Below are 20,787 nucleotides of genomic sequence, written 5' to 3' on the forward strand. Positions count from 1 at the left end.
CATGCGAAGAAGGAGGACGTTGTCGTGGCCGAAAAAAGTGGAGCCGATATCCTGGTCGAGGCGCTGTGCGATCTCGGCGTGGAAGTCGTGTTCGGCTATCCCGGCGGCGCGGTGCTCCCGATCTATGACGCGATCTTCAAGCAGAAGCGGCTGCGGCATATTCTGGTTCGCCACGAACAGGCAGCGACCCATGCGGCGGAAGGTTATGCGCGCTCGACGGGCAAGCCCGGCGTCGTGCTCGTCACCTCCGGCCCGGGTGCGACCAACGCAGTTACCGGGATCACCGATGCGCTGATGGATTCGATCCCGATGGTCGTCATCACCGGCCAGGTCGCGACGCACCTGATCGGATCGGACGCATTCCAGGAAGCCGATACCGTCGGCATCACGCGGCACTGCACCAAGCATAATTATCTGGTGAAGGACCCTGCCCGGCTCGGCGCGACCGTCCACGAGGCATTCCATATCGCCACGTCGGGCCGCCCTGGACCGGTCGTCATCGACATTCCCAAGGACGTCCAGGTCGCGACCGCCAAATACACCCGGCCCGGACCGATCCAGCACAAGACCTATCGCCCGCAGATCAAGGCCGATCCTGCAGTGATCGAGCAATTGGTCGATATGCTGGCGGCAGCCGAGCGCCCGATCCTCTATACTGGCGGCGGGATCATCAATTCGGGACCCGCGGCGTCGCTGTTGCTGCGCGAACTCGCGAAGATCACCGGCGCGCCGGTCACGTCGACCTTGATGGGTCTCGGAGCCTTCCCGGCGTCCAGCCCGCAATGGCTCGGCATGCTCGGCATGCACGGGACCTACGAGGCGAACTGGGCAATGAACCAGGCCGATCTGATCCTTGCTCTGGGCTCGCGGTTCGACGACCGCGTCACCGGGCGGCTGGACGCCTTCGCCCCCAATGCGCGCAAGGTCCATGTCGATATCGACCGCTCGAGTATCAACAAGACCGTGCGCATCGACCTCGGCATCGTCGCCGATGTCGGCCACGTGCTCGAGGACATGGTCCGCGTGTGGAAAGCGCGCCAGCATCCCAAGCCCGACACCAGCGAATGGTGGCGCCGGATCGAGGGCTGGCGCGCGGTCAAGAGCCTCGATTTCCCCGAAGGCAATGGCAAGGAAATCATGCCGCAGCGCGCGATCCGCGCCTTGTGGGAAGCAACTCACGACCGAGCGCCGATCATCACCACCGAAGTCGGCCAGCATCAGATGTGGGCGGCGCAGCATTTCGATTTCGAGGCGCCGAACAAATGGCTGACCTCGGGCGGGCTCGGCACGATGGGCTATGGCTTGCCCGCCGCGATCGGCGCGCAGCTCGGCAATCCGAAGGCTTTGGTCATCGACATTGCCGGCGAAGCGTCGATCCAGATGAATATCCAGGAGCTGGCGACGGCGACGCAATACCGGCTGCCGGTCAAGATCTTCATCCTGAACAACGAATATATGGGCATGGTCCGGCAGTGGCAGGAACTGACCTATGAAGGGCGCTATGCCGAAAGCTATTCGGACAGCCTGCCCGATTTCGTGAAGCTCGGCGAAGCCTATGGCTGGAAGGGCATCCTGATCGAGGAGATGTCGCAGCTCGATGGCGGTATCGCCGACATGCTCGCGCATGACGGCCCGGTGATCGTCGACTGCCGCGTCGCCAAGCTGGCGAATTGTTTCCCGATGATCCCCTCGGGCGCATCGCACGTCGAAATGATCCTGCAAACGGATCAGGTGGCGGGCACGCTCGACGACGAAGCCAAGGCGCTGGTCTGATCCCATGCATATAAAAGAAGAGAAAGCCGAGCGTCACACGCTCGCGGTGATCGTCGATAACGAGCCGGGTATCCTGGCACGCATCGCCGGACTGTTCACCGCGCGGGGCTATAATATCGAGAGCCTGACGGTGAGCGAGATCACCGAGGACAAGCAAGTCAGCCGGATCACCATCGTGACGTCGGCGAGCAGCCATGTCCTCGAACAGATCGTCGCGCAGCTCGATCGGCTGGTGCCGGTGCACAAGGTCCGCGACCTCACCACGGAGGGCGCGCATGTCGAGCGCGAGCTCGCGCTGGTCAAGGTGCGCGGCACTGGTGAAGCGCGGATCGAAGCCCTGCGCCTGGCCGAGGTGTACCGTGCCCGCGTGGTCGATGCGACGATAGCGAGCTTCGTGTTCGAGGTGACCGGCGGGACCGAGAAGATCGACAAATTCGTCGAACTGATGAACGAGGTCGGCCTGATCGAGGTCGCGCGCACCGGTATCGTCGCCATTTCGCGGGGGAAGGACGCGGCGTAAAGCCGGATCCGACCCGAAATACCAACCGTCACCCCGGCCTCGTGCCGGGGTCCAACGCACCTCAAGCGGTATCGCCCGAGGAAAGTTGGATGCCGGAACAAGTCCGGCATGACGACTGAAATCAAAGGGAGCTATTCGAATGCGTGTCTATTACGATCGCGACGCCGATCTGAACCTGATCACCGACAAGAAGATCGCCATCGTCGGTTATGGTTCGCAGGGCCATGCCCATGCCCAGAATTTGCGCGATTCGGGCGTCAAGCACGTCGCGATCGCGCTGCGCGAGGGTTCCGCCACGGCAAAGAAGGCCGAGGGCGCCGGGTTCAAGGTCATGTCGAACAAGGATGCGGCCGCCTGGGCCGACATCCTGATGATCCTCGCCCCCGACGAGCATCAGGCCGCGATCTGGGACAACGACCTCAAGGGCAATATGCGCCCCGGCTCGGCGATCGCCTTCGCGCACGGCCTCAACGTGCATTTCGGTCTGATCGAGGCGCCGTCGGATATCGACGTAATCATGATCGCGCCCAAGGGCCCCGGCCACACCGTACGCAGCGAATATGTCCGCGGCGGTGGCGTTCCCTGCCTGATCGCGATCCATCAGGACGCGAGCGGCAACGCACATGAGATCGCGCTCGCTTACGCTTCAGGCGTCGGCGGCGGCCGGTCGGGCATCATCGAAACCAATTTCAAGGAAGAGTGCGAAACCGACCTGTTCGGCGAACAGGCTGTGCTGTGCGGCGGCATCACTCACCTGATCCAGGCCGGGTTCGAGACGCTCGTCGAGGCAGGCTACGCTCCCGAGATGGCCTATTTCGAATGCCTCCACGAAACCAAGCTGATCGTCGACCTGCTCTATGAAGGCGGCATCGCCAACATGCGCTATTCGATCTCGAACACCGCGGAATATGGCGACATCACCACCGGCCCGCGGATCATCACCGACGAGACCAAGGCCGAGATGAAGCGCGTGCTGGCCGACATCCAGTCGGGTCGCTTCGTCAAGAATTTCGTCCTCGACAATCGCGCCGGGCAGCCAGAACTCAAGGCAGCGCGCAAGGCGGCGGCTGCGCACCCGATCGAGAAGATCGGCAGCGAACTGCGCGCGATGATGCCGTGGATCGGTGCCAACAAGCTGGTGGACAAGGAAAAGAACTGACGTGCCGCCGGTTTCTGGTAATGTCGGCCTCGTCGTCAAGGCGGGGTCCGACACAGAATGAGCGAAGGTGGGGAAGGCAGGCCGGGGATCGGGCGTGTCGAGGCGTTTTCCGACGGCGTAATCGCGATCATCGTCACCATCATGGTGCTCGAGTTGCACGCCCCTGAGGCGCCCGGGCTCGACAAGCTCGTCCATCTCTGGCCGGTCTTCCTCGCCTATGTGCTGAGCTTCGCCTATGTCGGCATCTATTGGGCGAACCATCACCGCTTGTTCAGCCATGCGACGCGGGTGACCAACCTGTTGATCTGGCTGAACCTCGGCCTGCTGTTCACGCTGTCGCTGATCCCGTTCACCGCCGCCTATCTCGGCGAGCAGCATTTCAGCCGCGACGCGACGCTGGTTTACCTTGCGTCGATGGTCCTGCCGGGCGTGTTCTACGTCCCGCTTCAGGGCGAAATCCGGCGTACCGGTGTCCACGGGCCGGAGGCGGAGACTTATCACCGCCAGACATCGCGCAAGGGCGTCGCTGCGGTGCTGATCTACCTCGCCGGCGCAGCGCTCACCTTCTTGTCGCCGTGGCTCGGCATCGCCGCTGCGGCGCTCGTTGCGTTCCTCTGGTGCTTGCCCAAGAGTCCGTTCGACGCACTGTTCGGCGATTGACGTCTCGCCCGATCCCGCGTCGCGGTTGGAACACCTCGGTTGTCGAAAACGAACGTTAAGCCGGCTGCAATGCTCTGAAATGACGTACGGTCTCGTCCGAAACGCCGGCGAGCAATACGCGCAGACGATCGTCGAATGCGTCGATCGATTCACGGCGGTCGCGATAGATCATCGTCCAGTCCCCGAATTCGCGTTCCGTGATCGAACGGTCGACGAGAATAGTCAGATCGCGATGCCGAGCGTCGTTCTCCAACCGCTCCATCAGGTCGGACATGCTATCGGCAGGTCCCTCGATCGCCTGCAGGAACGCGTCCTCCTCGGCGTAGAGCAGTCCGGTAATTCCATCCAACCCGTTGCGCGCCGTTGCTTCGCGAACGATGTCCGGGATGTCGTCAGCCGCGCGGCCGCTTTCCGATGTGGTAATGCTGCGATAGATGATCTGACGCACAGGCTACTCCTTACAGGGCAGCATGACTGCCACAACGCGTCCGGCGCCTCATTGCCGTGGATCAATGTTGTTTCGGGCTGGACTTTCTTAACCATCGGCGGCTAGGGCTGAACCTGAGATGACGATCGGGCTCGGCCTTACCCTGCTTCGACTTACGCGCCCTTAGGCGCGTACTTCATCCCGCGTGCCGGTGACGGCGCGCACCGCGCCTAAGGGCCTGACCCTCCCCGCCGCTCCTGACGACGAGAAGAGCCATAGCCATGTTGCGCGATCCATCGACCAAATACCGCCCCTTCCCGACCATCAACCTGCCCGACCGTCAATGGCCGTCGCGGACGATCACCAAGGCGCCGATCTGGCTGTCGACCGACATGCGCGACGGTAACCAGGCGCTGATCGACCCGATGGACGCCGAAAAGAAGACCCGCTTCTTCGATCTGATCGTCAAGACCGGGATCAAGGAGATCGAAGTCGGTTTCCCGGCGAGCGGCGCGACCGATTTCGACTATATCCAGAATCTGGTCCGGTCGGGCCGCGTACCCGACGATGTCACGCTCCAGGTGCTGACCCAGGCGCGCCGCGACCTGATCGAGACCACTTTCGACAGCCTGATCGGCGCACCGACCGCGATCGTCCATCTGTACAACGCCGTCTCGCCCGCCTGGCGCAAGATCGTGTTCGGCATGACCAAGGACGAGATCAAGGCGATCGCGGTCGAGGGTGCGAAGATGCTGCGCGACTGCGCCGCCGCGCGGCCCAGCACCGATTGGCGGTTCGAATACAGCCCGGAGACCTTCTCCACTGCCGAGGTCGATTTCTCGGTCGAGGTGTGCGCGGCGGTGATGGACGTGCTCCAGCCGACGCCCGACAAGCCGATCATCTTCAACCTGCCCGCGACGGTCGAATGCGCGACGCCGAATGTCTATGCCGATCAGATCGAGCTGTTCGGGCGCACCATTCCCAACCGCGACAGCGTGATCATCAGCCTGCACACGCATAACGACCGCGGCACCGGCGTCGCGGCCGCCGAATTGGGTCTGATGGCCGGCGCCGACCGCGTCGAGGGCTGTCTGCTCGGCAACGGCGAGCGTACCGGCAATTGCGATCTGGTGACAGTCGCGCTCAACATGTATACACAAGGCGTTGATCCTAGGTTGGATTTTTCCGACATCGATCAGATCATCAATACCGTGACCTATTGCACCAACCTGCCCGTTCATCCGCGTCACGCTTATGCCGGCGAGCTGGTCTATACGTCCTTCTCGGGGTCGCATCAGGATGCGATCAAGAAGGGCTTCGGTGCGCGCGAACGCCAGAATGACGATTATTGGGAGGTTCCTTACCTCCCGATCGACCCGGCCGACCTGGGCCGCAGCTATGAAGCGGTGATCCGGGTCAACTCGCAGTCGGGCAAGGGCGGCGTTGCCTGGATTCTGGAGCAGGACAAGGGGCTGAAACTGCCCAAGCGCCTGCAGGCCGATTTCTCGAAGCACGTCCAGGCCCTGGCCGACCAGACCAGCCGCGAACTCGACGCCGAGGATATCTGGCAACTCTTCCAGCGCACCTATTTGCCCTATGGCGGCGAGCGGCTGCAGCTCCAGGCCTATGACGAGACGCGCGCGCCCAATGGCGAACGCATCTTCGCTGGCAGCATCGCCGAGACGGGCAGCGTCAAATCGGTGAGCGGACGCGGCAATGGGCTGATCTCGAGCGTGCTCGCGGGAATCCGCGACGGCTTCGGGATCGAACTCGATGTCGTGGACTATGTCGAACATGCGATCGGCCACGGCAGCAACGTGCAGGCAGCGGCTTATGTGGAGTGTCGCGCAGCGGACGGCCAGACGGTGTGGGGCGTCGGGATCGACGAGGACGTCGCGACCGCCAGCGTCCGCGCCGTGCTCAGTGCGGCGAACCGAGCCGGCACGCCGCCCGACCAACGCGGTTGACCGCCTCCCCGCCGCCGCAAAGGGCCGTCATGCCTTCAACCGCGGGCGACCCATGAAGTCGCGCTTGCCTAGCTTGACGCCTTTCCAGCGCAGGATGTCGTACGCCGTTGTCGCATGGAAATAGAAATTGGGCTGCGAGAAGGAGAGCAGGAAGTCTTCGGCGATGAACGGCATCGTCATCTCGCCCATCGTGAACTTCATGTCGCGGCCGACAAAGCCGTTGATCTCGTCGGGATCGAGCGCTTCGACAGCGGCAAGCGCATGATCGATCGCCTCGCGCAGCCCGTCGAAGGTCGTCGGCCACGGATTCATGTCGGGCGAAAAGACTCCGGCCCGCACGCCGTCGATCGCCCCGATCGAATGTGCCGAGCACGATTTCACCTGATAACCGAAGGGCAGCATGTCGTCGGCGAGCCGCGCCTTGTGGAGATCTGCGGGATCGCAGCCGGTCTCGGCGCAATGCGCCTCCGCCTTGTCCAGCAGGCGCCGCACGGCGCCGAGGATCTGAACGTAATTGGGAACGACGGCGGAATAGAGCGACAGCGTCATATCATTTTCCCTACTGGATTTGCGTCGTAAACGACAGGGAACGTCAATCTCGCGTGCGAACAACCTCGCAGCCGATCTGCGCGTCGGGATAGATGTCTGGCTTGACCGATCGCACCGTCACCGCGACCACGCGCGGATCGGCCAGACACAGGGTCGCGATGCGCTCGCACAATATTTCCTGCAACATGACATGCCCGCCCGCCGCGATCTCGCGGACGCCCTCGCGGATAGGATCGTAATCGACCACCGCCTCGATGCGATCCTCGGGCACCGCCGGATAGGCGCAGGTCATCGCCACCGACACCAGCACGCGCTGCGGGCCGGCAAGTTCGACCTCATGGATACCGAGCCCCATCCACACCTCGAGCCCATCGAGACGGATCGTATAGGTCGCCTCAGCCATCCCGGCGTCCGGGCGTGGAGAACATCACGTCGCCCTCGCGCTTGAGGAACCGTTGGCCATTATCGAGGAACAGATTGTGCCCCGTCACCGCCGGCGTGGTTAGCAGATAATCGACCGCCCGCGCGATCTCCCCGATCGGCACCGGTCGGCGCAGCAGATTCTCGTCCGCAACGCTCCGGAATTCCGCATCGCTCTGATCGCCGCTCGGCAAGGTCAGGCCGGGCGAGATGGCGTTGACCCGGATGCGCGGTGCCAGCGCCTGGGCCAGCATGGTCGTCGCGCCTTCGAGCGCGATCTTGGTCAGCGTGTAGCTGAAGAAATCCGGGTTGAGATTGGCCACCTTCTGGTCGAGCAGATTGACCACGGCGCCATCCTGCAGTCCGTCCTGCTCGGACAGCGCACAGGCCAATGCCACCGGTGCCGCCAAGTTCACATTGGTCAGCCGGGCCAGCAAGGCAGGATCGAAGTGCGGCGGCCGGTCGAACTCGAAGGCCGACGCGCAATTGACCAGGCCATCAATTGGACCATCCATCGCATTGCGCGCCGCGCGCAGGATCGCGGACGCGGCATCGGGCGCGGCGAGGTCGCCGACCACCGTCGCGACGCGATCGCCGGATGGATCGAGCTCTTGCGCCAGCGATACGGCATCTTCGTCATACGGATGGTGGTGATGGATCACCACGCGATGCCCCGCCCCGGCCAGCGCGCGGACGATCGCCGCACCGATCCGTCGCGATCCGCCGGTGACCAGGACAGTGCGCGTGCGCGTCACGCCCTGCCCTGCATGTCCATCAGCGCCAGAATCTCGCGCCGGCTGCGTTCGTCGTCGCGGAATACGCCCATCATGCGGCTCGTCACCATCGACACGCCCGGCGTGCGAACCCCGCGCGCGGTCATGCAGGCATGCGTCGCCTCGATCACCACCGCGACACCCTGGGGCTTCAGATTATCCCAGATGCAATCGGCGACTTCCGCGGTCAGCCGTTCCTGAACCTGCAGGCGCCGGGCGAAGCCGTGGAGTACGCGCGCCAGTTTGGAGATCCCGACCACGCGATCCTTGGGCAGATAAGCGATGTGCGCCTTGCCGATGATCGGCGCCATGTGATGTTCGCAGTGCGACTGGAACGGAATGTCCTTCAGCAGCACGATGTCGTCATAGCCGCCGACTTCCTCGAACACCCGCTTCAAATGCATTGCCGGGTCGTCCTGATAGCCCGCGCAATACTCCTTCCACGCACGCGCCACGCGCAAGGGGGTATCGACCAGCCCTTCGCGATCGGGTTTGTCGCCGGCCCAGCGAATCAGTGTGCGAACCGCGTCGGCTACCTCGTCAGGCACCGGAATTTTCGGCGCGGGGGCCACCAGATCGCCGTCATTCAAATCATCGTCATGGTCATTCATGGTTGTCGATCCGGCCTTTCAAACCTTGCTGACGTTACGGCAGGGCCATAAAATCGAGCCTTGGGTATGGTCCATACTGTTTCTTTTAAGCAACAGGCTAGGAAACCCGCTGTTTTCCGTGCCTGAAGCCCATTGACGCCGCAAGACCAAGCTACCTAGGCTGATGCCAGTTCGTCGGAAACCACGCCAACCGGCACCAAGATCGGGGGCGCATGCATGAGGGGATGTACCATGAAGAAATTCGAACTGCTTGCCGCGTCGGCTATCGCGCTGATCGCGGCCACGCCCGCGATGGCGCAGAATGCACCCGCGCCCGCGACGCCGGCCGTTGCACCGCAGGCTGACGATCAGGACCAGATTGCCGACATCGTCATCACCGCCCAGCGCCAGTCCGAAACGCTGCAGACCGTGCCGATCGCGGTGTCGGCGTTCAGCGCCGAGACGCTGAAAGAGCAGCAGATCAATACGACCAGCGATCTTCAGCTGACGCTGCCGAACATCACCTTCACCAAGGGTAACTTCACCTCGTCGTCGTCGTTCAACATTCGCGGCATCGGCGACCTTTGCGTCGGCGTCACCTGCGACGCCGCGACCGCGATCCACGTGAACGATGTGCCGGTGCTCGGTTCGCCGATCTTCCAGAACGAATATTTCGACGTCGAGCGCATCGAAGTGCTGCGCGGGCCGCAAGGCACGCTGTTCGGCCGCAACGCGACGGGCGGCGTGATCAACTTCATCAGCGCCAAGCCCGATCTGTCGGGCATCCATGCCTCGGGCGACGTCGAATATGGCAATTACAACAGCGTCCGCGTCAAGGGCATGCTCAACATACCCTTGGGCGACATCTTCGGCGTTCGCGTCGCGGGCTATTATCTGAACCGCGATGGCTTCACCAAGAACCTGTCCACCAACAGCAACATCGACGGCCGCGATCAGTATGATGTCCGCGTGTCGCTGCGTTTCCAGCCGACCTCGAACACCACACTCGACATCGTCGGTCACTATTTCAAAGAAAATGACGATCGCTCGCGCATCCAGAAGCAGCTCTGCCATCGCGATCCGACCGGCGTGCTGGGCTGCTTGCCCGACCGTCTCGGCTTCGAGCAGGTCAATGGTGACGCGACGCTGGCCTCGGTGCTGACATCGAGCCAGTTCCTCAGGTTGCGCACCTCGACCGCGCCGCTCGCTGGTTTCGCGCTCGGCAGCGTCTATGGAACCGATGGCGACAGCTATACCGGCTACGTCAACCCGGCCGACATGCGGACGGTCAACATCGACTCGCTGCCGACGTTCAAGACCAACGAGAAGCAGGTCCTGGTCAACTTCTCGCAGGATTTCGGGAAAGTGCTGTTCAAGCTGGACGGTGGCTATACCGAGGGCATGACTGACTCGTCGGTCGACTATAACGTCGGCATCGAGCGCTCATACGCAACCAACCCCGGCCTCAACCTGTTCAACACCCTTGCCGGCGCCGGCCTTCTGGGCCCGGGTTACCAGGCGATCCGCAACATCCTGCTGCCCAACGGCAACACCTCGACCCTCTGTCAGTCGCTTGCCGAACCGACCGGCACCGGCGTCTATAGCGGTCACAAGGTCTGCGCGTCGACCAGCCTCGACTTCGACCGTTCGACCGCGAGCGGCAAACAGTGGTTCGGCGAAGGCATCATCTCGTCGAAGCTCGACGGACCGTTCAACTTCCTGGTCGGCGCGGGCTATCTCGACTATAAGGTCAAAGACAATAGTTATTATGTGAACTCGTTCGCGCTCGACTATGCAGCAGGCCTGCTCGGCGGGGGCGCCGGCAATGTTCTCGGCACGCCATTCTATCGCAACGACTCCGAATTCTACCATCTGAAGAGCTACGGCTTCTTCGGGGAAGCCTATGTAAACTTCAGCGACAAGGTGAAGCTGACCGGCGGTCTGCGCTACAACCACGACGAAAAGGACTATCAGTCGCGCACCAACCTGCTGAACTGCCCGGTTCCGGTGGGCGCCGCCAATGCCTATGCGGCGCCGGGTTTTGCCTGCTACGACGCCGATCCGTCACGTTCGGGCAACCAGCCGCTGGCAATCAACAATGTCAGTTTCGGACGCCTGACTGGCCGCGCGGTTCTCGATTGGCAGATCACGTCGCGCAACCTGCTCTACGTATCCTATTCGCGCGGCTATAAATCGGGCGGCATCAATCCGTCGCTGGCCGCTGGGTTCAGCGTCCCGCTGACCTTCGGCCCGGAAACGGTCAATGCATTCGAGATCGGCTCGAAGAATACCTTCCTGGGCGGCACGCTGCGCCTCAACCTCACTGCCTTCTATTACCAGTACAAGCAGCTCCAGTTGAGCCGTATCGTCGCGCGCACCTCGGTCAACGATAACGTCGATGCCGACATCTACGGCGCCGAGGCGGAGGCGATCATCAAGCCGAGCAATTCGGTGCTGATCAATCTGACCGCGAGCTATCTGCATACCAAGGTCGCCAGCGACAAGTTCCTTGGCAATCCGCAGGATCCGTCGGGCGGCCGCGCCGATGCAGTGATCATTAAGGATATCACCAACGGTTCGAACTGTGCGGTGGTGTCGAATTCGCGCAACGCGGCGATCTCGAATGGCTTCGTCAACTCGGCGAACGCCGCGATCAACGCCGGGGCGTTTGCGGCACAAGGCATCCCGGCCCAACCGGGCAACCTCCAAGGCACGACGCCGATCCCGGGCACCAACACGACCGGCGCGTTCGGTGTCTGCGATCTTTTGACTGCCTTTGCCGCCGCCACCGCTGCCCCGGTAACCGTGCTGGGCTCGGGTGTCGCCGTGAACATCAAGGGCAACGAACTGCCGCAGTCGCCGCACTACAAATTCTCGGCGGGCATTCAGTGGACTGGCCAGCTGGGCAATGACTGGAACATTACCCCGCGCGTCGACCTGGCCTATACCGGCGGTTATTATGGCAGCATCTTCAACGGGAACGTCAACCGCATCCAGGGCTATGAGGTGATCAACGCCCAGCTCCAGCTGAACGGGCCGAGCGACAAATTCTATGTCCGCGCCTTCATTCAGAACGTGGCCAACAACAACGCGATCACCGGCCTCTACGTGACCGACCAGTCGTCCGGTCTGTTCACCAACGCGTTCACGCTCGAACCGCGCCGCTATGGTCTTGCTGCCGGCTTCAAGTTCTAAAAAGGGAGGCGCCAGCCTCGCACTCTGAAAGGCTCCGGGGTCTACCCCCCGGAGCCTTTTTCTTGCTCTCGCCGATGCCGTGGCGGAAGAACCGCCCATAGGGCCGCCGCCAGGAGAGGATACGATGATCGACAGTCTTCCCCGCGCCACGATCATCGCGGCAGAGCCGCAGCTTTATGTCACGGACATCGCGGCGGCGGTCGATGTCTTTGCTCGCCAGCTCGGTTTCGCGCTCGCCTTTACCCATGGCGAGCCCGCTTTCTATGCGCAGGTCGTCCGCGATGGCGCGCGGATCAACCTGCGCGCGTCGGACGGCCCGATCGGTTTTCGCGCCGACGAGCCCGATGCGCTATCGGCAACATTGACCGTCGACGATGCCGCAGCGCTGTTCCGCGAGTTCGAGGAGGCCGGCGTGACGTTCCACCAGCCGCTCCGCACCGAACCCTGGGGAGCGCGCACCTTCATCGTCGCCGACCCCGACGGCAATCTGCTCTGCTTCGCCGGAAAGGCTTAGTTCAGCCGCGCCGCGTGCCAGGCGATATGGTCCGCCATGAAGGTCGAGATGAAATAATAACTGTGATCATAGCCCGGCTGCATCCGCAGCGTCAGGTCGATCCCGGCGCGATGGCAAGCGTCCGCCAGCAATTCTGGCTTGAGCTGGTCGGCGAGAAACGCGTCGGCGTCGCCCTGATCGACCAAAATGTCGGGCACCCGCGCGCCGTCGTCGATCAGCGCGCAGGCATCATAGGACCGCCAATCGGCGCGATTCCCGCCGAGATAGCCGCCCAGCGCTTTCTCACCCCAAGGGCAATGAAGCGGAGAAACGATCGGCGAGAAGGCCGAGACGCTGCGAAAGCGCCCCGCGTTACGCAACGCGATCGTCAGCGCACCATGGCCGCCCATCGAATGCCCGGTGATGCCCTGGCGCGTCATGTCGGCCGCGGCGAACTCGGCCGCGATCAGCGCGGGGAGTTCGTCCTCGATATAGGAGCGCATCCTGAAATTGGCTGACCAGGGCGCCTGGGTCGCGTCGACATAGAAACCCGCGCCCTTGCCGAAATCATAGGCTTCGTCATCAGGCACGTCGTCGCCGCGCGGGCTGGTGTCGGGGGCGACGAAAATCACGCCGTGCTCGGCGCAGGCGCGACGAAACTCGCCCTTTTCGGTGACATTGGCGTGCGTGCAGGTCAGCCCCGACAGATACCAGAGGACCGGCAGCTGCGTGCCCGCCTCGTGCTCAGGCACGAACACCGAAAAGGTCATCGGCGTGCCGGTGGCGGCCGAGGCATGTTCATACACGCCCTGGACGCCACCGAAGGCGCGATTGCTCGATTTGACGGTCAGCGACACGCGATCAGCCCAGCCGATGAAGCCCGCACAGCTTGTTGCCATCGGGATCGCGCAGATAGGCGAGGTACAATTTCATGCCCGCCCCTTCCCGAACGCCCGGATCCTCCTCGATCGCGGTGCCGCCATTGGCGACGCCGGCGGCATGCCAGGCATCGGCCTGCGCCGGACTGTCCATCGCAAAGCCGATCGTGCCGCCATTGGCGTGGCAAGCGGGCGCACCGTCGATCGGTGCGGTGACCATGAAGATGCCGCCATTGTGCAAATACATCAGCCGTCCCTTGGGATCGACGATGGCATCCTTCCCGCCGACCGCGCCGAACAGCGCGTCGTAGAATTTCTTCGATCGGTCGAGGTCGTTGCTGCCGACCATCATGTGTGAAAACATGGTTTATCCTCCCAAGATGACTGCGTTTTTTAGAAGACCACGACGCTGCGGATACTCTCGCCCGCATGCATCAGGTCGAACCCTTTGTTGATCTCATCGAGCTTGAGGACATGGGTGATCATCGGATCGATCGCGATCTTGCCCTGCATGTACCAGTCGACGATCTTGGGCACGTCGGTGCGGCCCTTGGCGCCGCCGAACGCGGTGCCGCGCCAGTTGCGCCCGGTGACGAGCTGGAACGGCCGCGTCGAGATTTCCTTGCCCGCCTCAGCCACGCCGATGATGATGCTGGTGCCCCAGCCGCGATGGCACGCCTCGAGCGCAACGCGCATGACGTCGGTATTGCCGGTCGCGTCGAACGTGTAATCGGCGCCGCCATCGGTCATCGCGACCAGGTGCGCGACCAGGTCGCCCTCCACCTTCTTCGGATTGACGAAGTCGGTCATGCCGAATCGCCGGCCCCATTCCTCCTTCGAATCGTTGAGATCGACGCCGATAATCTTGTCCGCGCCGACCATTTTGGCGCCCTGGATGACGTTGAGGCCGATTCCACCCAATCCGAACACGATTACATTGTCGCCCGCCTGGACCTTCGCCGTCTTCACCACGGCACCCACACCAGTGGTCACGCCGCAGCCGATATAGCAACTCGTCTGGAACGGCGCGTCCTCGCGAATCTTTGCCACAGCCATCTCGGGCAGGACGGTGAAGTTCGAGAAGGTCGAGCAACCCATATAATGAAAGATCGGCTGCCCCTTGTACGAAAAGCGCGTCGTGCCGTCGGGCATCAGCCCCTTGCCCTGCGTCGCGCGGATCGCGGTGCACAGATTGGTTTTGCCCGACAGGCAGCTTTTGCACTGCCGGCATTCGGGCGTGTAGAGCGGGATGACATGGTCGCCGGGCTTCACGCTGGTCACGCCGGGGCCGACCTCACGAACGATACCGGCGCCTTCGTGACCCAGGATGGACGGGAAAATCCCTTCTGAATCAAGGCCGTCGAGCGTGTAGGCATCGGTATGGCAAATGCCTGTCGCCATGATTTCGACCAGCACCTCGCCCGCCTTGGGGCCTTCCAGGTCGACCTCGACGATTTCCAGCGGTTTCTTCGCTTCGAATGCGACGGCGGCGCGGGTCTTCATCGGTATCGGCTCCCTGGTTATCGCGCCCGCTTCTAATCACTGGCGCGGCGGGGGCAACCTCTCAGCATACCCTTAATTCGACAATCATGCGCCTGCCCGCTCACGAATGGTCGAAGCGTCGGGAGGAGCGCCTGGAGATGGCGTCGGATGCTGCCAGTCGCACGCTCCGGACTGCAGGGATCGACACTGCCCACCGCCGGCACCGCGCTGACGCAAATCGGCGTCTCGCGTGTCGCAGTCATGTCATCTGTGCGTCAAAAGTCGGTCAGCGCCCTATCCTAAGGCGTGACAAGCGCAAAAAGGCAGCGCACAAGAGGCGCGCGCTCCATGAGGCGTAACGAGTCTGGGGCCGGAACACCGGCCAAATGAACAGGAAGGAATGCAATGGCTACTGCACCCAAGACCGGCGGAATTCACGCGCCCGTCACCCCGTCGCCTGAACTGGGCGCGATCGTGGGGACGGCGCCGCTGCCGCGCAGCCAGGTGATCAGCAAGGTGTGGGACCACATCAAGAAGAACAATCTGCAGAACCCCGCCAACAAGCGCGAGATTCTGGCCGACGACAAGCTCAAGAAGGTCTTCGGCACCGACAAGGTCACGATGTTCGAGATGAACAAGCACATCTCCAAGCACGTCAAGGCGTAAGCCAGACCTCAAACCGGAAAGGGCGCCGCACGGGAGACCGCGCGACGCCCTTTTTGCTTTCGGAAAAGCGTTCAGGCCGCGACGGGTTCCACCGGCTGCACGATCTGAATGCCCGACGCGTCGTCCAACGCCGCGCCGCGCACTGCCGCCGGCCGGGTCCGGCACCGTTCGATATAGGCATCGATAAGTTCGCTCGGCGGGAAAGCTTGGCGTGCGAACGCCAGCGCGCTGCTGATCAGGAAATCTGCGCCCGAAAAATCGGCGCCCATCACATAGGAGCCATCCGCCAGCGCCCGCTCCAGCCTTTCGACGACCGCATCATAATTGCGCTGTTTGCGTGGTGCGCCGACCAGTTCACCCATCATCGCGGCGAACATCGCCGGCTCCATCTCTGCCGCATACCAGGCGAGCCAGGTGAGGTAAGTACCGCGCTCCGGGGCCCCGACGCGCGGCCCCAGCCCGGCGTTCGGAAAAGCGTCGGTGAGATAAAGGAGGATCGCGACCGATTCGGCGACCAACGCACCGTCATGTTCGATCGCCGGCACGCGCTTGTCGGGGTGTGGATTGGCGGGATCGGGAGCGCCCTCGCCGGTCATCGGCCGGAAGATCGACACCGGGCGGATTTCATAAGGCACCGCCAATTCCTCGAGCAGCCAGATCATGCGCGACGATCGCGATTGCGGGGCGTGGTAGAGAGTAATCATAGTGGCGGCTCCTTCGCTTCGAGGCGGCGGCCAATCGCCGCGCCCGATGAAAAGGCTTGTAAGCCGACCCTACTGACAGCATCCTGTCAGTAGGAAGTTGGGAGCATAGACCTAACCATGCGCCGCGCCGATCGGCTGTTCCAGATCATCCAGATCCTGCGGCGGTCGTCGCGCCCGATCACGGCGCAGGATATCGCGGCGGAGATCGAAGTCTCTGCCCGAACGATCTATCGCGACGTCGCCGACCTGATCGGCCAGCGTGTGCCGATCCGCGGCGAAGCGGGTTTCGGCTACATCCTCGACGATGCGTTCGACATGCCGCCGCTGATGCTCACGCCCGACGAAATCGAGGCCGCCGTGCTCGGCGCGCAATGGGTGGCCGGACGCGGCGACCCGGCACTGGCGGCAGCCGCGCGCGACCTGATCGCCAAGATCACCTCGGTCGTGCCCGAGCGACTGCGGCCGTTCATCGCCGATCCCTCGATCGGCACGCCGCCCCGATCAAAGGTCCCACCCGACGCGATCGATCTGGGAATTGCCCGCACCTGGATCCGGGAGGGGCGCAAGATCCGCATCGATTATCGCGACGAGCACGGGCAGGTCAGCGATCGCGTGATCTGGCCGGTAATCGTCGGCTTTTTCGACCAGGCGCGAATGATCGCCGCCTGGTGCGAACTGCGTCAGGATTTCCGCCACTTCCGCACCGACCGCATCGTCGCCGCCCAGTTTCTCGACGAACATTATCCCGCGCGTCCCGGCGAATTGCGATCGCGCTGGAAACGCGGGCTTGCGCAGCGGCATCGACCGTAGCGAGGGCTGGATGGTGGTCCCGGAGGGACTCGAACCCCCGACGCCCACTTTAGGAAAGTGGCGCTCTATCCGGCTGAGCTACGGAACCACGCCGGGTCTGGTACCGGGCGCAAGTGAACCGGTCAATTGCAGGCTTCAGGCGGGACGACCGGAAAGGGCAAGGGCGCGACCGGGACGCCCTCCTCGACCAGCGCCTTGGCCTCCTCGATCGAGGCCTGACCGTGAATCGGCGCATGATCTTCTTCACCCGAATGCATCGCCCGGGCACGCGACGCGAAGGCGGTGCCGACCCATTCGGAATTGGCCAGCGCCTGCTGCTGCACCTTGGCCAACGTCGCCATCGCGGCCTTCACTGCGGCCGGCGTGACGTCAGCCTGGCGATTGCCCTTGGCAGCGACATTGGGCGCCATCACGGCCTTTTCGATCGCGCTATTGCCGCACATTGGACAGCTGACCAGCCCGCGCCCGCGCTGGTCGTCATAGTCCGACGACGAGCCGAACCAGGCTTCGAACACATGGCCGCCGCCACATTTGAGGTCGAACACGATCATGCCCGCACCACCTCGGGAATCGAACGCCGGTGCTTGAGCGCGGGGACGCGCGCCCGCACGTCTTCCTGCAGGGCCGGATCGATCTCGGCAAAGCCCAGTCCAGGCGCCTCCCCCATGTCGAGCAACACCTCTCCCCAGGGATCGATCACCAGTGAATGGCCATAGGTCGCGCGACCATCCTCGTGCACGCCGGTCTGCGCGGCGGCGACGACGAAACAGGCGCCCTCGATCGCGCGCGCCCGCAGCAGCACATGCCAGTGCGCCGCGCCGGTCGGCCGTGTGAAGGCCGCCGGCATCGCGAGAATCGTTGCCCCCGCGTTCGTCAGCGCGCGATAGAGATCGGGAAAACGCATATCGTAGCAGATCGACATGCCCAGCCGGCCGACCGGCGTCGTCACCACCACGGCACCCTCGCCTGGCGTATAGGAGGCGGATTCGCGCCAGCTTTCGCCCGTCGGCAGATCGACGTCGAACATATGAAGCTTGTCGTATCGGGCTCGAATCTCGCCCGCCGCGTCGATCACGAAACCGCGATTGGCCAGCTTACCATCATCGCGGCGGATGAGCAGCGACCCGATATGTATCCAAAGGCCGTGATCGGTAGCCGCGGCGCGCATCGCCGCCAATACGGGATCGTCCGCTTCGCTGAACAAATTCGGTGCCGCACGTTCACGATTTCGGTCGACCAGCCCGGACACTTCCGGCGTGAACAGCATTTTCGCGCCACCCGCCGCCGCGGCCGCGACCGCATCGACCATCGTCGCCCGATTGGCGGCGGGATCGATCCCGCTCGTCATCTGAAGGACGGCGATTTTTCCAGCAGGAGTCATACCGCAAGCAGCGGATCGAGCCCTCCCCGCGCATCGAGCGCGGCGAGATCGTCCGACCCGCCGATATGCTTTCCGTCAATGAACACCTGGGGCATCGTCATGCGACCGCCCGAGCGATCGACCATCTCGGCCTTTTTGGGACCGCCCATCGTGACATCATATTCGATCGGCTCGATGCCCTTTGACTCGAGCAATTTCATCGCTCGCACGCAATAAGGGCACCACGCCTTGGTGTAGATTTCTACCTTGGCCATAGTGTGAGAGAGGTGGAGAGCGTCGCGCGGCTTGTCAATCGGACGTGTCGCCAACGACTCGTGCCCAGCACAGGACGGTGACCTTGTCCGCACCCGCCTTGAGCAGCGCGCGCGTGCAGGCGTCGGCCGTGGCACCGCTGGTATAGACATCGTCGACCAATACGACATGTCCCTCCTCTATCCGGCGTCCGACGGTGAACGCGGCGCGAACCGCATCGCGCCGCTGGCGCGGATTCATTCCGCGCAGCGCTGGCGTCCGCTTCGTGCGGTGCAACAGCAACGGATCGTGGGCAATGCCGCTCGCCGCCGACAATGAATCGGCGATCAGCGCGGCCTGATTGAATCCCCTGCCCCATAACCGCCAGCGATAAAGCGGAACCGGCACCAGCAAACGGGCGTCCGTCGGCAAATGCCGCGCCATCAACCGCGCCGCCGTCGTCGCAAAGGCGAGTCGGCCGCCATATTTGAGCCGCAGCGCGACCGTCTTCGCGACCGGGCCATAAGCAACCGCAGCACGCGCGCCGGCATGCGCCGGCGGATTGGCAAGGCAAGCACCGCATTGCGCATCGGGCCCGCGATCGGTCTCGAACGGTGCGCAACATGTCGCGCACCAGGGCGCACCCAGGAAATCGAGCGAATCCCAGCACGCCGCGCAAAAATTGTGGTCGCCCCTTACCACCGCGCCGCAGCCCGGACAGCGCGGCGGCAGTGCCAGCGACAGCGTGTCGGCGAAGACCTCTTTCACCCCCATCACGCTCTTGTCGCGCGCGCGCCGCGGCGGCACAAGCCGCTCGATGGACTCCCCCGAAATCTTCGACCGCAATGCACGGCGCTACCGCCGGGATCGCGCCGCGCCGGTCTATGCCAATCACGATTTCCTGCGCGCGGCGATGCTCGACGGCATCGCCGAGCGGTTGGATGGGGTGAAGCGCAGCTTTGCCGACGTGCTCGATCTCGGCTGCTTCGACGGAGCATTCGTACCGCCACCGAACAGCGCGGTAACGCGGATCGACGCCGGGCGCCTGTTCGCCGCGCAAGCGAGCGGCATTCAGGCGGACGAAGACCTGTTGCCGGTCGATCCGGAGAGCTTCGACCTGGTCGTCTCGGCGGGCGTTCTCGACAGCGTCAACGACGTGCCCGGCGCGCTGGCGCAGATCCGCCACGCGCTCAAACCCGATGGCTTGTTCCTGGGCGCTTTCATTGGCGGTACCTCCCTGCCGACGATGCGCGCCTGCTTTCTTCAGGCCGAGGCCGATCGCCCCGCCGCCCGCTTTCACCCGATGATCGACGTCCGATCGGCCGGAGACTTGTTGGTGCGCGCCGGCTTCGCCTTGCCGGTCGCCGACAGCGAGACGCTCAGCGTCCGCTATCCCGACCTGTTCCGGCTGATCGGCGACCTGCGCGGCATGGCGGCGACGAACGTGCTTCGGGGCCGCGTACCGCTCGCTCGGACCACACTGGCCGCCGCCGCGGCGGCGTTCGCCGATCGTGCCGACCCGGACGGCCGCACGGCGGAGCGGTTCGACCTGATCTTCCTGACTGGCTGGGCTCCTTCGCCCGACCAGCCCAAGCCGGCGCGACGCGGCAGCGCTACCGTGTCGCTAGCCGCCACGCTCGGCCGCAAGGACTGACACGAACGGACGATCAGCGGGCGGCATGTCATAATCCGCCAGCGCGGCAGGCAGGACCCAGCGGATCGCCGCGGCATCGAGAGCGCGCGGCTCACCCTGCCAGGCAGTGCATCGGTAGAGCAGCAAGACCAGATGCCGTGCTCCCCGGCCAGCGCTGCTGAACGTCAGCGGTTCGAGCCACTCGGGGGCGATCGTCACGCCCAGCTCCTCCCGCAACTCGCGCACCAGCGCCGCCTCGGGGGACTCTTCCGGCTCGATCTTGCCGCCGGGAAATTCCCACAGCCCACCATGCTCCTTGTCGAACGGGCGCTGGGCGATCAGCACGCGACCCTGGGCATCGGTCAGCGCGACGGCGACCACGGGCAACAAGTCCATTTCGGCGCCATCCCTTCGCGCTGTTGGTCATTCGTTAACGAAACGTGCCTACCATCCACGTTTAGATTGGGGAGCCGTAC

24 protein-coding genes and 1 tRNA gene are annotated in these 20,787 nt (G+C 63.6%); 10 read left to right on the forward strand and 15 right to left on the reverse strand.

Annotation, left to right across the window (positions count from 1 at the left end):
- Positions 1-24 precede the first annotated feature (24 nt).
- The 4 genes from SMA01S_RS11385 (at position 25) to SMA01S_RS11400 (ending at position 4,112) form a co-directional block, all read left to right on the forward strand.
- Positions 25-1,773, forward strand: coding sequence for an acetolactate synthase 3 large subunit (locus SMA01S_RS11385; RefSeq protein WP_066822008.1), 1,749 nt, complete (start codon positions 25-27; stop codon positions 1,771-1,773).
- 4 nt (positions 1,774-1,777) lie between these two features.
- Positions 1,778-2,293 (forward strand): acetolactate synthase small subunit, encoded by a 516-nt coding sequence (gene ilvN, locus SMA01S_RS11390; RefSeq protein ID WP_066821773.1) that lies wholly within the window; start codon positions 1,778-1,780, stop codon positions 2,291-2,293.
- A 139-nt stretch (positions 2,294-2,432) separates the two neighbouring features.
- Complete coding sequence (gene ilvC / locus SMA01S_RS11395; protein ID WP_066821785.1) at positions 2,433-3,452, forward strand: ketol-acid reductoisomerase; 1,020 nt, start codon at positions 2,433-2,435, stop codon at positions 3,450-3,452.
- 57 nt (positions 3,453-3,509) lie between these two features.
- Positions 3,510-4,112, forward strand: a complete 603-nt coding sequence (locus SMA01S_RS11400) for a TMEM175 family protein (protein WP_066821787.1) — start codon at positions 3,510-3,512, stop codon at positions 4,110-4,112.
- A 55-nt stretch (positions 4,113-4,167) separates the two neighbouring features.
- Here SMA01S_RS11400 and SMA01S_RS11405 read toward each other — a convergent pair whose 3' ends face one another.
- A complete protein-coding gene (locus SMA01S_RS11405; protein WP_066821789.1) occupies positions 4,168-4,560 on the reverse strand; it encodes a BLUF domain-containing protein in 393 nt (130 codons plus the stop codon).
- 260 nt (positions 4,561-4,820) lie between these two features.
- On the opposite strand from SMA01S_RS11405, the gene leuA reads away from it, so the two are divergent.
- Positions 4,821-6,506 carry a 2-isopropylmalate synthase gene (gene leuA, locus SMA01S_RS11410; RefSeq protein WP_066821791.1) on the forward strand — a complete coding sequence of 562 codons (1,686 nt, stop codon included), beginning with the start codon at positions 4,821-4,823 and terminating at the stop codon, positions 6,504-6,506.
- A 27-nt stretch (positions 6,507-6,533) separates the two neighbouring features.
- Here leuA and SMA01S_RS11415 read toward each other — a convergent pair whose 3' ends face one another.
- Genes SMA01S_RS11415 through folE form a run of 4 tightly spaced genes read right to left on the reverse strand, consistent with a single transcriptional unit; the run spans position 6,534 to position 8,859 of the window.
- Positions 6,534-7,055 carry a DUF1993 domain-containing protein gene (locus SMA01S_RS11415; RefSeq protein WP_066821794.1) on the reverse strand — a complete coding sequence of 174 codons (522 nt, stop codon included), beginning with the start codon at positions 7,053-7,055 and terminating at the stop codon, positions 6,534-6,536.
- Between the two features lie 43 nt (positions 7,056-7,098).
- Positions 7,099-7,458 carry a dihydroneopterin aldolase gene (locus tag SMA01S_RS11420; protein ID WP_066821797.1) on the reverse strand — a complete coding sequence of 120 codons (360 nt, stop codon included), beginning with the start codon at positions 7,456-7,458 and terminating at the stop codon, positions 7,099-7,101.
- Positions 7,451-8,230, reverse strand: a complete 780-nt coding sequence (locus SMA01S_RS11425; protein WP_066821800.1) for an SDR family NAD(P)-dependent oxidoreductase — start codon at positions 8,228-8,230, stop codon at positions 7,451-7,453. Before SMA01S_RS11425 ends, SMA01S_RS11420 begins: the two co-directional genes overlap by 8 nt.
- A complete protein-coding gene (gene folE, locus SMA01S_RS11430; RefSeq protein WP_066821806.1) occupies positions 8,227-8,859 on the reverse strand; it encodes a GTP cyclohydrolase I FolE in 633 nt (210 codons plus the stop codon). Before folE ends, SMA01S_RS11425 begins: the two co-directional genes overlap by 4 nt.
- Positions 8,860-9,090: 231 nt before the next feature.
- Here folE and SMA01S_RS11435 point away from each other — a divergent pair, with 231 nt between their 5' ends.
- Both SMA01S_RS11435 and SMA01S_RS11440 read left to right on the forward strand, forming a co-directional pair.
- A complete protein-coding gene (locus tag SMA01S_RS11435) occupies positions 9,091-12,033 on the forward strand; it encodes a TonB-dependent receptor (protein WP_066821809.1) in 2,943 nt (980 codons plus the stop codon).
- 124 nt (positions 12,034-12,157) lie between these two features.
- The gene (locus SMA01S_RS11440) at positions 12,158-12,547 is read left to right on the forward strand and encodes a bleomycin resistance protein (RefSeq protein WP_066821812.1); all 390 of its coding nucleotides are present in this window, start codon (positions 12,158-12,160) and stop codon (positions 12,545-12,547) included.
- Here SMA01S_RS11440 and fghA read toward each other — a convergent pair.
- From fghA to SMA01S_RS11455, 3 genes are read right to left on the reverse strand one after another with little or no spacing between them, the layout of a single operon-like run.
- A complete protein-coding gene (gene fghA / locus SMA01S_RS11445) occupies positions 12,544-13,425 on the reverse strand; it encodes an S-formylglutathione hydrolase (RefSeq protein WP_174543120.1) in 882 nt (293 codons plus the stop codon). The genes SMA01S_RS11440 and fghA overlap by 4 nt on opposite strands.
- The gene (locus SMA01S_RS11450) at positions 13,388-13,768 is read right to left on the reverse strand and encodes a VOC family protein (protein ID WP_066821818.1); all 381 of its coding nucleotides are present in this window, start codon (positions 13,766-13,768) and stop codon (positions 13,388-13,390) included. The genes fghA and SMA01S_RS11450 overlap by 38 nt, the downstream gene beginning before the upstream one ends.
- A 29-nt stretch (positions 13,769-13,797) precedes the next feature.
- Positions 13,798-14,907, reverse strand: a complete 1,110-nt coding sequence (locus SMA01S_RS11455) for an S-(hydroxymethyl)glutathione dehydrogenase/class III alcohol dehydrogenase (RefSeq protein ID WP_066821826.1) — start codon at positions 14,905-14,907, stop codon at positions 13,798-13,800.
- Positions 14,908-15,291: 384 nt separating this feature from the next.
- Between SMA01S_RS11455 and SMA01S_RS11460 the strand changes: the two genes are divergently transcribed.
- A complete protein-coding gene (locus SMA01S_RS11460) occupies positions 15,292-15,552 on the forward strand; it encodes an SWIB/MDM2 domain-containing protein (protein ID WP_066590217.1) in 261 nt (86 codons plus the stop codon).
- Positions 15,553-15,623: 71 nt separating this feature from the next.
- On the opposite strand, the gene SMA01S_RS11465 is transcribed toward SMA01S_RS11460, so the two are convergent.
- A complete protein-coding gene (locus tag SMA01S_RS11465) occupies positions 15,624-16,256 on the reverse strand; it encodes a glutathione S-transferase family protein (RefSeq protein ID WP_066821829.1) in 633 nt (210 codons plus the stop codon).
- Between the two features lie 117 nt (positions 16,257-16,373).
- Between SMA01S_RS11465 and SMA01S_RS11470 the strand changes: the two genes are divergently transcribed.
- On the forward strand, positions 16,374-17,066 hold the full coding sequence (locus SMA01S_RS11470) for a helix-turn-helix transcriptional regulator (protein WP_066821832.1): 693 nt from the start codon (positions 16,374-16,376) through the stop codon (positions 17,064-17,066).
- 11 nt (positions 17,067-17,077) lie between these two features.
- Here SMA01S_RS11470 and SMA01S_RS11475 read toward each other — a convergent pair.
- The 5 genes from SMA01S_RS11475 to SMA01S_RS11495 form a co-directional block, all read right to left on the reverse strand.
- Positions 17,078-17,154 (reverse strand) — tRNA-Arg (locus tag SMA01S_RS11475).
- Positions 17,155-17,188: 34 nt separating this feature from the next.
- Positions 17,189-17,617: a DUF1178 family protein gene (locus tag SMA01S_RS11480; RefSeq protein WP_066821836.1), complete on the reverse strand. Its 429-nt coding sequence runs from the start codon at positions 17,615-17,617 to the stop codon at positions 17,189-17,191.
- Positions 17,614-18,447: a carbon-nitrogen hydrolase family protein gene (locus SMA01S_RS11485; RefSeq protein WP_066821839.1), complete on the reverse strand. Its 834-nt coding sequence runs from the start codon at positions 18,445-18,447 to the stop codon at positions 17,614-17,616. The genes SMA01S_RS11480 and SMA01S_RS11485 overlap by 4 nt, the downstream gene beginning before the upstream one ends.
- A complete protein-coding gene (grxC, locus tag SMA01S_RS11490; RefSeq protein WP_066821842.1) occupies positions 18,444-18,701 on the reverse strand; it encodes a glutaredoxin 3 in 258 nt (85 codons plus the stop codon). The genes SMA01S_RS11485 and grxC overlap by 4 nt, the downstream gene beginning before the upstream one ends.
- A 34-nt stretch (positions 18,702-18,735) precedes the next feature.
- Entirely contained in the window at positions 18,736-19,452 is a 717-nt protein-coding gene (locus SMA01S_RS11495) for a ComF family protein (RefSeq protein WP_066822013.1), read from the reverse strand.
- Positions 19,453-19,495: 43 nt separating this feature from the next.
- Between SMA01S_RS11495 and SMA01S_RS11500 the strand changes: the two genes are divergently transcribed.
- Positions 19,496-20,332: a class I SAM-dependent methyltransferase gene (locus SMA01S_RS11500; protein ID WP_066822011.1), complete on the forward strand. Its 837-nt coding sequence runs from the start codon at positions 19,496-19,498 to the stop codon at positions 20,330-20,332.
- Here SMA01S_RS11500 and SMA01S_RS11505 read toward each other — a convergent pair.
- A complete protein-coding gene (locus SMA01S_RS11505) occupies positions 20,303-20,707 on the reverse strand; it encodes a (deoxy)nucleoside triphosphate pyrophosphohydrolase (RefSeq protein ID WP_066821845.1) in 405 nt (134 codons plus the stop codon). The genes SMA01S_RS11500 and SMA01S_RS11505 overlap by 30 nt on opposite strands.
- Positions 20,708-20,787 lie beyond the last annotated feature (80 nt).

This window comes from Sphingomonas mali NBRC 15500 (assembly GCF_001598415.1).
Taxonomy (GTDB): Bacteria; Pseudomonadota; Alphaproteobacteria; order Sphingomonadales; family Sphingomonadaceae; genus Sphingomonas; species Sphingomonas mali.